Annotated in this window: 11 protein-coding genes, 2 tRNA genes and 2 pseudogenes; 11 read left to right on the top strand and 4 right to left on the bottom strand. The window is 70.6% G+C overall.

From position 1 onward, the window contains the following. Positions 1-4 precede the first annotated feature (4 nt). The 8 genes and pseudogenes from BMZ82_RS41640 to BMZ82_RS07000 form a co-directional block, all read left to right on the top strand. Positions 5-320 (top strand): annotated as a pseudogene (locus tag BMZ82_RS41640) (amidase); the annotation flags it as partial. 40 nt (positions 321-360) lie between these two features. Beyond that, positions 361-738 carry a DUF6228 family protein gene (locus BMZ82_RS07030; RefSeq protein ID WP_371271167.1) on the top strand — a complete coding sequence of 126 codons (378 nt, stop codon included), beginning with the start codon at positions 361-363 and terminating at the stop codon, positions 736-738. Between the two features lie 108 nt (positions 739-846). Then, the gene (gene ehuB / locus BMZ82_RS07025; protein WP_093772798.1) at positions 847-1,785 is read left to right on the top strand and encodes an ectoine/hydroxyectoine ABC transporter substrate-binding protein EhuB; all 939 of its coding nucleotides are present in this window, start codon (positions 847-849) and stop codon (positions 1,783-1,785) included. Then, positions 1,782-2,474 (top strand): ectoine/hydroxyectoine ABC transporter permease subunit EhuC, encoded by a 693-nt coding sequence (ehuC, locus tag BMZ82_RS07020; RefSeq protein ID WP_093772796.1) that lies wholly within the window; start codon positions 1,782-1,784, stop codon positions 2,472-2,474. Before ehuB ends, ehuC begins: the two co-directional genes overlap by 4 nt. Beyond that, on the top strand, positions 2,471-3,121 hold the full coding sequence (ehuD, locus tag BMZ82_RS07015) for an ectoine/hydroxyectoine ABC transporter permease subunit EhuD (protein WP_093772794.1): 651 nt from the start codon (positions 2,471-2,473) through the stop codon (positions 3,119-3,121). The genes ehuC and ehuD overlap by 4 nt, the downstream gene beginning before the upstream one ends. A gap of 10 nt (positions 3,122-3,131) precedes the next feature. After that, positions 3,132-3,914: an ectoine/hydroxyectoine ABC transporter ATP-binding protein EhuA gene (gene ehuA, locus BMZ82_RS07010; RefSeq protein WP_093772792.1), complete on the top strand. Its 783-nt coding sequence runs from the start codon at positions 3,132-3,134 to the stop codon at positions 3,912-3,914. A gap of 121 nt (positions 3,915-4,035) precedes the next feature. Beyond that, a complete protein-coding gene (locus tag BMZ82_RS07005) occupies positions 4,036-4,794 on the top strand; it encodes an IclR family transcriptional regulator (RefSeq protein ID WP_093772790.1) in 759 nt (252 codons plus the stop codon). A gap of 124 nt (positions 4,795-4,918) precedes the next feature. Beyond that, positions 4,919-4,992, top strand: a tRNA-Lys gene (locus BMZ82_RS07000). Here the strand turns inward: BMZ82_RS07000 and BMZ82_RS06995 are convergent. From BMZ82_RS06995 to BMZ82_RS06980, 4 genes and pseudogenes are all read right to left on the bottom strand, one after another. Continuing rightward, positions 4,958-6,695: pseudogene (locus BMZ82_RS06995) on the bottom strand (AMP-binding protein). The gene BMZ82_RS07000 and the pseudogene BMZ82_RS06995 overlap by 35 nt on opposite strands. 111 nt (positions 6,696-6,806) lie before the next feature. Further along, positions 6,807-7,271, bottom strand: coding sequence for a DUF3592 domain-containing protein (locus tag BMZ82_RS06990; protein ID WP_093772786.1), 465 nt, complete (start codon positions 7,269-7,271; stop codon positions 6,807-6,809). A gap of 112 nt (positions 7,272-7,383) precedes the next feature. Next, positions 7,384-8,490, bottom strand: a complete 1,107-nt coding sequence (locus BMZ82_RS06985; RefSeq protein ID WP_093772784.1) for an SPFH domain-containing protein — start codon at positions 8,488-8,490, stop codon at positions 7,384-7,386. Positions 8,491-8,556: 66 nt separating this feature from the next. Next, positions 8,557-9,969, bottom strand: coding sequence for a peptidoglycan-binding protein (locus BMZ82_RS06980; RefSeq protein WP_093772782.1), 1,413 nt, complete (start codon positions 9,967-9,969; stop codon positions 8,557-8,559). A 216-nt stretch (positions 9,970-10,185) separates the two neighbouring features. Between BMZ82_RS06980 and BMZ82_RS06975 the strand changes: the two genes are divergently transcribed. The 3 genes from BMZ82_RS06975 to BMZ82_RS06965 all read left to right on the top strand — a co-directional run bounded on the left by BMZ82_RS06975 (position 10,186) and on the right by BMZ82_RS06965 (position 14,330). Continuing rightward, positions 10,186-10,259 (top strand) — tRNA-Lys (locus BMZ82_RS06975). 244 nt (positions 10,260-10,503) lie between these two features. Continuing rightward, on the top strand, positions 10,504-12,387 hold the full coding sequence (locus BMZ82_RS06970) for a glycosyltransferase family 2 protein (protein WP_371271161.1): 1,884 nt from the start codon (positions 10,504-10,506) through the stop codon (positions 12,385-12,387). Further along, positions 12,384-14,330 (top strand): radical copper oxidase GlxA, encoded by a 1,947-nt coding sequence (locus BMZ82_RS06965; RefSeq protein WP_093772778.1) that lies wholly within the window; start codon positions 12,384-12,386, stop codon positions 14,328-14,330. Before BMZ82_RS06970 ends, BMZ82_RS06965 begins: the two co-directional genes overlap by 4 nt. Positions 14,331-14,349: the final 19 nt, after the last annotated feature.

Genomic DNA, 14,349 nt, shown 5'->3' with positions numbered 1-14,349 from the left:
CGGCGGGGGCATGCGGGCGCTGCGGGTGCCGTACTCGCCGTCGCTGGGCGGGCGGGCAGGTCGCGGTGCGGGCGGGGGTCGCGGCGGCGGTACGACGGGCCGTGGAGCGGCTGGCGGCACTCGGCGCGTACGTCCAGGAGACCGACCCCGACTTCACCGACCCGGTGGCCGCCTTCCACACCCTGCGGTTCGCCGGGGCGGCCCGGGTGACCCGGCGTCTCCGGGCGCGTATGGTCACGCGCTGGTGCGGCCGGTCGCCGAGCCTGGATCTTCTAGCCTGTTCAGGTGATCGACGACGACGTTTCCGACGGCCCGGTCGTCCGGCTGGGAAAGCCCGGGGCCGGGCCCGGCCCCGCCCGCCTGTCGCTCTCGGGGCCGACGCAGCCGTACGAGGACGAGCCGACTCTCGACTTCCTCGTCAGGGCCGACGGGCCCTGGGGGAGCGTCGAGACCTCGGTACGGACCTGGAACGGCGACGGGCTCGACGCCTTCTTCGCCTCGCTCGCCGAGGACTTCCGAGGCTGGGCAGGGGCGCGCACCTGGCACTCCCTCTCCTACGACCTGACCCTCTCGGCCGAGCACCACCCCGGCGGCCACGTCCATCTGACCTGGGGCATCCACGACCGCGCACCCTCCGAGGAATGGCACTTCGAAGTCACCACGGTGCACGCGGCAGGCGAGGACATGCGCAGCCTTGCCGGTGAGATCCGTACGTTCCTCACGAGCGTGGCCGACTAACCGAAACAGCAGGACTGCCGTGCAGGTGACCCCGCGTTCGGCCATTGGAGGGAAACGGGGCGGAAAGCGCGCTGCATAAGTCGCATCTCCCCGGGTAGCCGCGCCGCCATGGCTCCACCACTGGAACATCGCGAACGCGAACACATACCTGGGACCGGGACCACCCGTCGGTCGCTGCTCGCGGGGGTGGCGGCGGCCGGCGTGCTGGGTGCCGCCGGCTGCTCCCGGGTGGCGACCGCGTCGGCCGAGAGCGGCGGCGACCTCCTCGACCGGCTGAAGGCGGCCGGTGTCGTACGGCTGGGCATCGCCGGGGAGATCCCGTTCGGGTACATCGACAGGGACGGGAAGTTGACCGGGGAGGCCCCTGAGCTGGCCCGGGTCGTCTTCGAGCGGCTCGGGATCGGGAAAGTCCAGCCCGTGCCCACCGAGTTCGGGTCGCTCATTCCGGGGCTCGCCTCGCAGCAGTTCGACGTCGTCGCCGCCGGGATGTACATCACCCCCGAGCGCTGCGAGCAGGTGCTTTTCGCCGACCCCGACTACCAGATGCTCGACTCCTTCATCGTCCGCAAGGGCAATCCGAAGGGGCTGCACGACTACCAGGACGTCGTCGAGAAGAAGGCCAGGTTCGCAACCGGGACCGGTTACGCGGAGATCCGGTACGTCGTCGACGCCGGGTACGAGGAGAGCGACATCCTCATCGTGCCGGACCAGGTCGCGGGGCTGAACGCCGTAGAGGCCGGGCGGGTCGACGTGTTCGCCGGTACCGCGCTGACCACCCGTGAGGTGGTGCGGAAGTCGGCCAAGGCGGAGGCGACCGAGCCTTTCAAGCCCCTCGTCGACGGCCGACCGCATGTCGACGGGGGCGCGTTCGCCTTCCGGCTGACCGAGACACGGCTGCGGGACGGCTTCAACGCCGAGCTGCGGAAGATGAAGAAGAGCGGGGAACTGCTCCGCCTCCTCACGCCGTTCGGGTTCAGCGAGGCCGAGACGACCTCTCTGACAGCGAAGGAGTTGTGCGGCGGCGGGACCCTGGGGGGCACCTCATGACCGCCGGGCTCTGGGGGCTTGTGCTGCAAGGGATCTGGGTCACCGTCCAGTTGCTCGTGTGCAGCGCGCTGCTGGCCGCGGCCGTCGCCTTCGTGGCCGGCGTCGCGCGCGCCCACCGGCTGTGGATCGTCCGCTTCCTCGCCGGGTTCTACACCGAGGTGTTCCGCGGGACCTCCGCGCTGGTGATGATCTTCTGGGTGTTCTTCGTGCTGCCCCCGGCGTTCGGCTGGCAGTTGGTGCCGATGTGGGCGGGCACGCTCGCGCTCGGCCTGACCTACGGGGCGTACGGCTCGGAGATCGTGCGCGGCGCGCTGAAAGCCGTAGACCCGGCGCAGCAGGAGAGCGGGATCGCGCTGAGCTTCACGCCCTGGCAGCGGACGCGGCTGATCCTGCTGCCGCAGGCGGTGCCGGAGATGATCCCGCCGTTCTGCAACCTGCTGATCGAACTGCTCAAGGGCACCGCCCTGGTGTCGGTCATGGGCATGGGCGACCTGGCGTTCAGCGGGAACCTGGTCCGGCTCGCGCTCCAGGAGAGCGCGGAGATCTACACGTATCTGCTGGTCGTCTACTTCGTGATCGCGTTCCTGCTCACCCGGGTGATGCGCGGCCTCGAACAGCGGCTCAAGGCGGGCGTCGGCACCGCGGTCAGCCCCGGAGCCGGCGCCGTCGCCGGAGGGGGTGCCCGATGACGTGGGACTGGGGCGCGGTCGCCGACTTCATGCCGCACTTCCGGGACGGGCTGCTGATCACCCTGCGAGCCCTCGCCCTCGGCTCGCTGATCTCCTTCGCCCTCGGACTGCTCTGGGCGCTGCTGATGCGGACGCCGTCGCGGTGGGTGCGCTGGCCGGTGGGCGTGGTCACGGAGTTCGTGCGCGACACCCCGCTGCTGGTGCAGTTGTTCTTCCTCTTCTACGTGCTCCCCGAGTGGGGCCTGACCTTCTCGGCGCTGACCACCGGCGTCTTCGCGATCGGCCTGCACTACTCGACGTACACGATGCAGGTCTACCGGGCCGGCATCGAGGCGGTGCCCGCCGGGCAGTGGGAGGCGGCGACGGCGCTGAACCTGCCGGTCGGCCGGACCTGGCGGGTGGTCATCCTGCCGCAGGCCATCCGGCGGGTCGTCCCGGCGCTCGGCAACTACGTGATCTCCATGCTCAAGGACACGCCGATGCTGATGGCGATCACCGTCCTCGACATGCTCGGGCAGGCGCGGCTCTTCTCCCAGGAGCACTTCCAGTTCACCGAGCCGCTGACCGTGATCGGCGTGGCCTTCATCCTCATCTCCTACCTGGCCTCCCTCCTCCTACGAGCCCTGGAGCGACGACTTGTCCACTGACACCCCCCTGATGAAAGAAGCCGATGCCGACGCGGGCGGCAATCCGCCGGTGGACGGCAGCGAGCTGATCCGCCTGGAGCAGGTCAGCAAGCGGTTCGGGTCCACCACCGTGCTCGACCGGCTCGACTTCGCCGTGGAGTCCGGCAAACACGTCACGCTGATCGGCCCGTCCGGCTCCGGCAAGACGACGATCCTGCGGCTGCTGATGACCCTGACCAAGCCGGACGAGGGGACGATCACCGTCGCCGGCGAGAAGCTGTTCCCCGCCCCCGAGAAGCGGGTCCGCGAGGTCCGCAAGAAGATCGGCATGGTGTTCCAGCAGTTCAACCTGTTCCCGAACATGAGCGTGCTGCGCAACATCACCGAGGCCCCGATGACCGTCCTCGGCCTGTCCGGGGACGAGGCCGAGCAGCGCGCCCGGGAACTGCTCGACCTGGTGGGCCTCGCCGACAAGTGCGACGCCCGGCCCACCCGGCTGTCCGGCGGGCAGCAGCAGCGCGTGGCGATCGCACGGGCGCTGGCGATGCGCCCGCAGGTGCTGCTCCTCGACGAGGTCACCTCGGCGCTGGACCCCGAGCTGGTCGCGGGCGTCCTCGACGTCCTGCGGGACATCGCCCGCACCACCGACATCACCATGCTCTGCGTGACCCACGAGATGAACTTCGCCCGGGACATCTCCGACCAGGTCCTGATGTTCGACTCGGGCCGGGTCGTCGAGTCGGGGCCACCGGAGCAGATCTTCGGCGCACCGGAACAGGAACGGACCCGGGAGTTTCTCGGCGCGGTGCTGTGAGGTTCTCCTCCACAACCCCTCCCCCGCGACCCCCTGGCCGTTATCGTGGAAGCTGATTCGCTGTCAGGATCTCGGTTCACGGATCACGGATCACGGCCAGAAAGCGACCAGGGGGGAAACCGTGGCGCTGAAGCACGAGCCGACCGCGCCGTACCACTCGGCCCAGGAAGCACTGCGCGTCCTGGAGACGGTGGCACGGCACTCCACCGGCGTCACCGACGCCCGACTCGCCCGCCAGACCGGCCTCACCGCCGACCGGCTGACCACACTGCTGCGCATGCTGCGCCGCGAGGGCTACGTCGAGCAGATCGCCGACGGCGCGTACGTCACGGGCGACGCCCTCACCCGGCTGGGCTCCGCGCACCAGCACGAGCAGGCCCTGCACGACAAACTCCAGCACACCCTCGACCGGCTCCGCGACTGCGTCGGCGCCGCCGTCTACATCAGCCGGTACGTCGACGGCGAGGTCACCATCACCCAGTACGCCGACGGCCCCGGCACACCGTCCGTGAACGAATGGTTCGACTTCCGCTCCTCCGCGCACGCCACCGCCCTCGGCAAGAGCCTGCTCGGCCAGCTCGACCACAACGGCCGGCGCGACCACCTCTCCCGGCACAAGATGGCCCGGCTCACCTCCCGCACCATCACCAACGACACGCTGCTCCTCTCCCGCCTGGAGGCGCAGCCGCCCACGGTCCCGGTGCTCGACCTCCAGGAGTACGCGGTGGGCACGGTCTGCGCGGCCGTCCCGATCACCGCCGGCGCCACGGCCGGCTGCCTCGCGCTGTCCCTCCCCGTCGCCCACGCCCACCGCCTCCGCCAGGCCGCCGACGCCCTGAACAGGAACGCGGCACCGGTCCTGCTCTCCCTCGCGATCTAGCAGCCGGGCCGGCGGGTGATCCGGGCGTCATCCGCGGCCACCCGGAAACTGGTCGGAAGCACCCCCGCGGACCAGGTAGTATTTTCTCCGTCGCCAGCCGCCGAAGGCGGAAGGCGAGGGTCATGCGCCGCTAGCTCAGTTGGTTAGAGCAGCTGACTCTTAATCAGCGGGTCCGGGGTTCGAGTCCCTGGCGGCGCACAGTGGAAGGGCCTCTCGTGAACACGAGGGGCCCTTCGCCTTTCCCCTCAGCTTTCGTCGTCGGCCGTCAGCCTGCGGTACGTCGCCTGGCCCTGCGGTCGCCACCACACCGGGTCGGCGCAGCGGACGCCCTCCCTCCGCAGCAGCGCACGGTGGATCTTGTTCGTCGCGGTGACGGGCATGCGTTCCACCACCCGCACGAACCGGGGTGCCATCTTCGTGCCCAGGTCGGGCTGGGCGAGCAGGAACTCGGCGAAGTCGAGCGGGTCGAAGGTGCCGGCCAGCGTCGCCATCACCTGGTCGCCGGTCACCGGGTCCGGGACGGCGTAGACGGCGACGGCCGCCGCCCCCTCGTACCGGGCGAGGATGTTCTCGATCATCGCGGCGGCCAGGTTCTCGCCGTCGACGCGGAGCCGGTCGTCGGTGCGGCCCGCGAAGTAGAGGAAGCCGGCGCGGTCGCGGTAGAAGAGGTCGCCGGTCCAGTACGCGCCGTCCGCGCGGCGGCGCTCCGCCTCCGCCGCCGGGTTGCGCCAGTAGCCCTCGAAGGGGTTCGGCCCCCGGTTGACCAGCTCCCCGATCGCCGCGTCGCCGTTCAGCAGCCGGCCGGCCGGGTCGAACTCGGCCGGCGGACACTCCGCGCCCGTCCGCGGGTCGAGGACGACCAGCCCGGGCCCCGCCCGGCCGACCGCGCCCGCCGGTGTCCCCGGCGACCACTGCACCGCCGCCCCGCCCTCCGAGGAGCCGTACCCCTCCACCAGCCGCACCCCGAAGCGCCGCGCGAAGGCCGCCGCGTCCACCGCCCCCGCCTCGGTGCCGAAGCCGAGCCGCAGCGCGTGGTCGCGGTCGTCGGGGCGCGGCTCGGTGGCCAGGACGTACTGGATCGCCCGGCCCACGTAGGTGAAGTACGTCGCCCGGTAGCGCCGTACGTCCGCCAGGAAACCGGAGGCCGAGAAGCGCCGCCGCAGCGCCACCCCGGCCCCGGCGACCAGCGCGGGCGCCCAGTCGGCGATCACCGCGTTGCCGTGGAACATCGGCATGCAGACGTAGTGCACGTCGTCCGGACGGACGCCGAACTGCCCGGCCAGCGCACGCCCGGCGGCGGCCAGCCGGCCCTGGCTGCACAGGGCGGCCTTGGGAGCGCCGGTCGAACCGGAGGTGAAGTAGAGGAGGAGGTGGTCGGTGGGGGTGGCGCGGGAGGGGTCGGGGCGGGCGTCCGTATACGGCGCGAGCAGGGCGTCGTACTCCGGGGTGCCGGTGCTCAGCAGCCGGACTCCGGGCAGGTCGAGGCCCCTGAGGAGCGGGAGGTGGGTGGGCTCGGTGATGAGGAGCCGGCACTCGGTGTGCAGGATGTCACGGGCCAGTTCGGGGCCCCGCCGGGTGGGGTTGACGCCCGCGACCGCCGCACCGGCGAGCGCCGCGCCGGACAGCCACAGCGGGAACTCCGGGGTGTTGTCCAACAGCACCCCGATGTGCGGCGGCCCGTCCGGCGGCAGCAGGTCGGCCAGCAGCGCCGCCCGCGCGGCGGCACCGGCGGCGACCTCGTGATGGGTGAGGACCGTGAGGCCCGTGCCCTCGGGGTCCGCGCACCACAGCCCCGGCCGGTGGTCGCCCCACCGGGCCGCCACGAGTTCGGCGACGGTACCCCTGGCGGGCTCCCTGGACTTCCTGGACTTCCTGAACTCCCCGGACTCCGTGAACTCCATGGCTGCGCACGATAGTTGACGCATCGTCAGATGTGGAGACCTGAGGGCTTGGCGGCTTGAGGGCTTGGCGGCTTGAGAGCTTGGCGGCTTGAGGGGTTGGGGGCTTGAGGGCTATGGCAGGAGGCCGTCGCTTTCGTCGAACATCCAGTGGGCCGTCACCATGAAGAAGACGCAGAAGGCGATGACCGCGCCGAGGAAGAACAGCAGGCATCCCGACTCGGCGAGGAGCCTGCCCCGCGCGGGGGCCTTGGCCGTGGCCTCCTCGGGGTGGTCGGCCGCGTAGTGGACGACCACGATGTCGCCCTCGATGATCGTCCCGGGGCCGTTCTCCTCCTCGAAGCGGACGGTGCGGCCCTCGCGGGTGGTGAACTCGTAGACGTGGTGCAGGGTCGTGTGCACCGAGGTGTCGCCGGCACCGCCGCTCGTCGTCGTGTACGACCGCAGACAGCGCGCCTCTGCCGTCAGGCCGCCGCCCCAGGCCCGGGCCACCCGCCGGGAGCGGCGGACGATGTTGAGCACGCCGAACAGCAGACCGGCGATCATGAGCGACGGCACGATGTAGAAGAAGGCTTCCATGAGCTCCCCCGATGTTCCAGGCCGCCGACCTGGTCGTGTCGGCGTGCAGGGAACGTACCCGGGCGCGGGCCCGGGAGAGCTCAAGCCAAGCTCAGAACGTGCCCGTGGCCCGTCAGCCCTGCTCTCCGCGGCCCGCGCAGAAGGCGACCGTCAGGTCCTTCACCAGTGCCTTGCGCTCGTAGTCGTCGAGTTCCACGAGTCCCCGCATGGTCAGCCGGGTCACCGTGTCCTCCACCGAGTCGACGACCGACGTCAGCACGGTCGCCCGGTGCTGGGCGTCGAGCGCGGCGATCCGGCGACGGTGCATCGCGGGGGCGACCTCGGGGGCGTACTCGACCCGGACCGGCTGCACCGAGAACACCTCGAGACCGATCGCGCCCGCGTCCCGCGCGACCAGCCGGGTCAGCGCCTCGCCCGCCGCCTCCACCGACCCCCGCCCCGCGCCCGGCGTCTCCACCGGGATCCGGGCGAGGGCCGCCTCGACGCACTCGCGCAGATACGTCTCGTGGTCGTCGACCCCGAGCGTGGCCCGCGCGGTGTCCCGCACCCGCCACACCACCAGCGCCACCACCCGCAACGCGACCCCGCTGCCGTCGGCGGCCGGCATCGGCTCACTGCGCCAGTGCCGCAGCCGTACGTCCACCCGGCGGCGCAGCAGCAGCGGGTTCACCCACAGCAGGCCGGTGCGCCGGACGGTCCCCCGGTAGCGGCCGAACAGGCCGAGCACCCAGGCCCGCCCGGTCCGCCCCCGGGCCAGGCCGCCGAAGCCGAACAGGCCCAGGGCGCCCGCACCCGCGTACGCGGCCCACTGGGCGGGGCCGAGCCCGGCGCCCGCGAACTCCGGCAGCCGCAGCGCCTGCGCCGCGAGCGGCGGCAGCACCCCGGCCCACCACGAGGCGGCCACGCACCCGGCCGCCCCGCAGGTCCCGGCGAACACGCCCGCCGCGCCCGGCAGCACCCGCGCGGGCCGCTCCACCAGGTCGGGGTCGACCTGCGCCACCGGCCGCGGCCCGGCCGGCGTCGGCCTGCGCAGCCGCGGCTGCTCGCCGGTGCCCGCCCGGCTCCCCACCACGGCCGGCCCGAGCGGCACCGGCCGCGGCTCGGGTTCGTCGCGGAACAGCAGGTGGACGGGGATCTCGGTGGTCGCCTCGTTCTGGATGAGCCGAGTGGGCCTGGACGGTCCCTCGGACTCGGGTGTCTGTGAAGTGGTCGTGTGCATTGCGTGCCTCCAGCCTCCGCGCCAGATACGCCATGACAGTGGGGTTGTCGTTGTGGTTCACGCCGTCTACGGGAAGAGCCGCCGCCAGGTCTCCGGGCCCGGGTAGCCGTCGGCCGCGCCGCCGCGCCAGCCCTGGGCGCGCTGGAAGGCCTCGACCGCGCGCCGGTCCGCCTCGCCCCAACGCGGTCCCGGCCCGGTCGTGTAGTACCTGCCGAACCCCTTCTTCACCAACTGCCGCCCCAACTGGGTGACGTACGCGTTCCGCGCGCCGGGCCGGAACACGCCCCGGCCGGGGTACGCGGGGATCCGGGGCGCCGAGGCGGGCGGTCCGGCGGCGCCGGTCACGGGGGCCGCACCGGTCCCGGTGCCGGTGCCCGTGCCGGGGGGCAGCGGGGCGTCGTCGATGTTCCTGCCCTTCCCGCTGACCAGCAGCGACCAGGTCCTGGGGCCGGGGATGCCGTCGGCGTCGGCGCCGGTCCAGCCCTGGGCGCGCTGGAAGGCCAGGGTGGCCCAGCCGTCGGAGGCGGACCAGCGCGGGCCGGGGCCCGAGGCGTAGAAGCGCGCGCCCCCGCGCTCGACCAGAAGCCGGCCCAGCAGCGTGACGTACCTGTTGTTCGCACCCGGCCCGAAGGCCATCCGCCCCGGGAACGGCGTCGCGGCGACGTCCCCGCTCTCCCCCTTGGTCCCTTCACCACTGCCCACCGGTTCCGCGACACCCGTGCCGGTGTCCGGTGGGGTCGCCGTGAGCCCCTTGTAGCGGTACGGCACATAGCGGTCGGAATTGCTCCAATAGGCGTACGGGGTGGCCTGCCGGCGGGTGGTCGGACGGGTCTGCTCGTAGGCGATGTAGTAGCTGTGCGTGTAGTCCGTCCAGCCGCCGAAGACAACGACGTGCGAGCCTTTCTCGGGGTCGGTCGGATTGTGGAACAGGAGAATGTCGCCGGGCTGGAGTTCCTCGCTGGAAATCCGCGTCCCGTACTGGTTGAGGCTGCCCGTCCACTCGTTCCGGGGCAGGTTCCAGGCCATGGACACGAAGCCCGAGCAGTCCTGCCGGTAACCGTCGTACCAGTAGGTGCTCATGCTGTACGGCACCTGCGCCGAAACCCATTCCTTGGCCCGCCTGATGATGTCCGCCCGGGTCGTCGCGGGCGTCTTGACCGGTCCCGCCACTCCCCCGGGGTGCGCCGGCCGCCCGGCCGGTCCGTGCAGCGGCGCCTTGCCGCCCTGCGGGGTGTCGGGCTCGTCACCTGCGGGAACGCCGGGCCGCTCGGGGGCCTGCGGGGCGGCGACGGCGGGCAGCGCGTGGGCGGCGCCGAGCGCGGCGGCCGTCGCGGTGGCGACGATCAGGGCGCGATGGGCAGGCGGGTGACCGCCAAACCGGGCGGACGGGGAATTCAGGACCGCCCGCCGCCGGGATACGCATCCGGGGCAGTCGCAATCGCTCGCGGGATCGAATTCCTCGAATACCGGAGCCTCCATGCGATTCCCCTCACACTCCAGTTGGAAATGTCCGCGACTGTGCACGTACGCCAGTTTCTCAACTGTCTTCCCGACGCGCATGCTGACGGTCCGAATGATGTACGCGGGACCGGGCCGGCCCAATGCCCCGGCCCGCCGCGGGGACGGGTGACGGCCTTGGCGGGCCGGATGGTCCGGGGCACCCTCGGAAGTCCTGTAGAGTTCTCTCGTCAGCAGGCGCCGCTAGCTCAGTTGGTTAGAGCAGCTGACTCTTAATCAGCGGGTCCGGGGTTCGAGTCCCTGGCGGCGCACAGACACCGAAGGCCCCTCGCGAAAGCGAGGGGCCTTCGTTCGTATCCGCGCCCGCATCCGAGTTTCGTATCTGCGTGCGATTTCGCACATCGGTTCCACCAAAACCACAACACTCCCACATACGCCACAATGCGCCCGTATGACCGGTAAACAGCGCGTTTCGTGTCTTGCGATCAAGCTGATCCCCATAGAACCCTAGTCCTCAAGATGCTGCGGATACGCGGCAGTTGGGGGGAATTACACGTGGTTCTCCGCGTGTGGGCTGATGGTTCAGGGTCTCTTCCGAGGTACGACTACGAGCACTACAGCCGGCTGGCGGGACCCCTCACCCAGCCGGAGCCGGGCAGACCGTACACCGTCCGTTACCGTTCGCTGCTGGCGCGGGAGCCGCATCGGATCCGGGCCTCGCTGATGCTCTGTGCGGCGCCGCTGCTGTCGGTGGTGCTGCTGGTGTGGCTGCTGAGGCCGGCGCACTGGACCGAGCGCGACCATCCCGCCCACGACTTTCTGCCGGCCCTCGACATCGTGATGCTGGTGTCGATCGGGCTGATCGAGTTCTTCCGCTGTCTGAACGTGCTGTCGAACGCGCACGCCACCCTGGTCGCCCGCGACCCGGTCCCGGTGGTGCCCGAGACCGGCACCCGCGTCGCCTTCCTCACCTCCTTCGTGCCCGGCAAGGAGCCCCTGGAGATGGTGACGAAGACCCTTCAGGCGGCCGTCCGGCTGCGCCACCAGGGTCTGCTGCACGTCTGGCTGCTCGACGAGGGGGACGACCCGGAGGTGAAGCAGGTCTGCGCGCGCCTGGGCGTGCACCACTTCAGCCGCAAGGGCGTCGAGCGCTGGAACCGGCCGTCGGGCCCGCACCGCGCGAAGACCAAACACGGCAACTACAACGCCTGGCTGGAGGCCCACGGCGACGCCTACGACTACTTCGCCTCCGTCGACACCGACCACGTACCGCTGCCCAACTACCTGGAACGGATGCTGGGTTACTTCCGCGACCCGGACATCGGCTTCGTCATCGGCCCGCAGGTGTACGGGAATTACGACACGTTCGTCACCAAGGCCGCCGAGTCGCAGCAGTTCCTGTTCCACGCCCTGATCCAGCGGGCCGGCAACCGCTACGGCGCGCCGATGTTCGTCGGCACCTCCAACGCCGTACGGATCAGCGCGCTCCGGCAGATCGGCGGGCTGTACGACTCGATCACCGAGGACATGGCCACCGGATTCGAGATGCACCGTGCGCGCAATCCGGCCACGGGACGCAAGTGGCGGTCGGTCTACACCCCGGACGTGCTCGCGGTCGGTGAGGGGCCGGCCGCCTGGACGGACTTCTTCACACAGCAACTGCGCTGGTCCCGGGGGACGTACGAGACGATCCTCAAGCAGTACTGGAAGGGCTTCTACAGCATGCCGCCGGGCAAGCTTCTCAACTACACGCTGATGATCGTCTTCTACCCCATGTCGGCCCTCAACTGGATTCTGGCGGCGCTGAGTTGCGCGCTGTTCCTGGGGCTGGGCGCCTCGGGCGTGAACATCGACCCGGCGGTGTGGCTGATGCTGTACGGCAACGCCTCGGCGCTGCAGATCGGCCTGTACCTGTGGAACCGGCGGCACAACGTCTCCCCGCACGAGCCGGAGGGGTCGGGCGGGATCGCGGGCATGGTCATGTCCGCGCTGTCGGCGCCGGTGTACGCCCGCTCGCTCATGGACGCCGTACTGCGGCGCAAGAGCCGGTTCGTGGTGACGCCGAAGGGGGACTCCGCCAGCCCGGACACGCTGTTCGGGACGTTCCGGATCCATCTGTTCTTCGTGCTGGTCTTCGCCGCGTCGATCGTCGCCGGGTTCGTGTTCGGGCACGCCCATCCCGCGATGATCGTCTGGGCGTCGTTCGCGCTGCTGGTCACGGCCTCGCCGATCGTGGCGTGGCGGGTCGTGGCGCGGGAGGCGGCCGGGCGGCGGGAGCAGGAGCGGGAGCAGGAGCGGAAGCGGGAGCGGGAGCGGGAGCGGGAGTGCGGGCCGTCGAGCGAACCCCGGAAGCCGGGTGCGGCGGGAGCGGCGGGCACGGCAGGGGGGCGGGTGCCGGTGGGGCTGCCCGTCGGACGGGCGGGGGGACGTGAGGGATGACGGACGAGGTCGGGCGGTTCGCCCGTCGGCGGGCCCGCAGGTTCGCGATCACCACGGCGGTCGTCGCCGTGCTGGCCGGGATGAACGGGCCCTGGCTCTACCGCTTCGGGACGGAGAGTTACCACCAGTACGCGATCAACCGGCCCGAGTACAAGGCGGCCGAAGGGCACTGGCAGATCGTCGAGTTCCCCAAGGAGTACCGCCAGGACACCATCCACGCGGTGCTCCTGCACACCGGGAAGGTGCTGCTGGTCGCGGGCTCGGGCAACAACCAGGACAACTTCGACGCGAAGAGGTTCGACACCCGGATCTGGGACCCGGCGCGGGGCACGATCAAGAAGGTGCCGACGCCCAACGACCTGTTCTGCACCGGCCACACCCAGCTCGCGGACGGCTCCGTCCTCATCGCGGGCGGCACCAAGCGGTACGAGAAACTGAAGGGCGACGTCACCAAGGCCGGCGGGCTGATGATCGTCCACAACGAGAACCCGGACCGGCCGATCACGCTGCCGGCGGGCACGAGGTTCACCGGGCGCGAGAACCGGAAGACGTTCGTGTCGAAGGACCCGGTGCTCGTGCCGCGCGCGACGAAGGTGTTCGACAAGAAGACCGGGAAGTTCCTGCGCAACGATCCGGGGCTGGGCCGTATCTACGTCGAGGCGCAGAAATCGGGGACGAGATACGAGACCGGTACGCAGGACAATTACCGGATCGGGGGGCTGAACGGCGTCGACGGGCGCAATACGTACGGTATTGCGCAGAAACTCGCCCTCGACAAGAAGGACTTCCAGGGGATCCGGGACGCGTACGAATTCGATCCGGTCGCCGAGAAGTACATCAAGGTCGATCCGATGAACGAGGCCCGCTGGTATCCGACGCTGACCACCTTGGGCGACGGGAAGATCCTCAGCGTCTCGGGACTGGACGACATCGGGCAGTTGGTGCCGGGGAAGAACGAGGTGTTCGATCCGGCGACCCGGAAATGGACGTACACGAAGAAGACACGGCAGTTTCCCACGTATCCCGCGCTGTTTCTGACGCAGGACGGGAAGATTTTCTACTCCGGGTCCAATGCGGGGTACGGGCCGGCGGACGTGGGGCGCGATCCCGGGATCTGGGACGTGGCCGGCAACGGGTTCACCAAGCTGCCGGGTCTGAGCGATCCGGACCTGATGGAGACCTCGGCGACCGTGCTGCTGCCGCCCGCGCAGGACGAGCGGTACATGGTCGTCGGGGGTGGGGGCGTCGGCGAGTCGCCACGGTCCAGTGCGCGGACGCGGCTCGTGGACCTGCTCGACGAGAGCCCGCGTTTCGTGAACGGCCCCTCGCTGGCGAAGGGGACACGGTATCCGCAGGTCTCCGTACTGCCCGACGACAGTGTGCTGGTGTCGGGCGGCTCGGAGGACTATCGGGGGCGCGGGGACTCCAATATCCGGCAGGCCCGTCTTTATCATCCGGAGCGTAATTCCTTCGAGCGGGTCGCCGATCCGCTGGTGGGCAGGAACTACCATTCCGGGTCACTGCTGTTGCCCGACGGGCGGGTGATGTTCTTCGGTTCCGACTCGCTGTACGGGGACGCGGCGAACACGAAGCCGGGGAAGTTCGAGCAGCGGATCGAGGTCTATTCGCCGCCCTATCTCTATCGGGGGGAGCGGCCCGATCTTTCCGGGGGGCCGAGGAGTATCGCCCGGGGGGCTTCGGGGACCTTTGTTTCCAAGGACGCGGCGCGTATCCGGAAGGTGCGGCTGATACGGCCCAGCGCGTCGACGCATGTCACCGATGTGGATCAGCGGTCGGTGGCGTTGGGATTCCGGGTGGCGGGAGACAAGGTGACGGTGACCGTGCCTGGTAATCGGAACCTGGTTCCGTCCGGGTGGTACATGGTGTTCGCGGATGACGGGCGGGGCGTGCCCAGCGAGGCTCGGTGGGTGAGGGTGTCGTAGCCCTCGGTGCCTCAGCTCT

This window comes from Streptomyces sp. yr375 (assembly GCF_900110755.1).
Taxonomy (GTDB): Bacteria; Actinomycetota; Actinomycetes; order Streptomycetales; family Streptomycetaceae; genus Streptomyces.
Note: the sequence above shows the minus strand (reverse complement) of the source record. Positions and strands in the feature narration are given on the sequence as shown.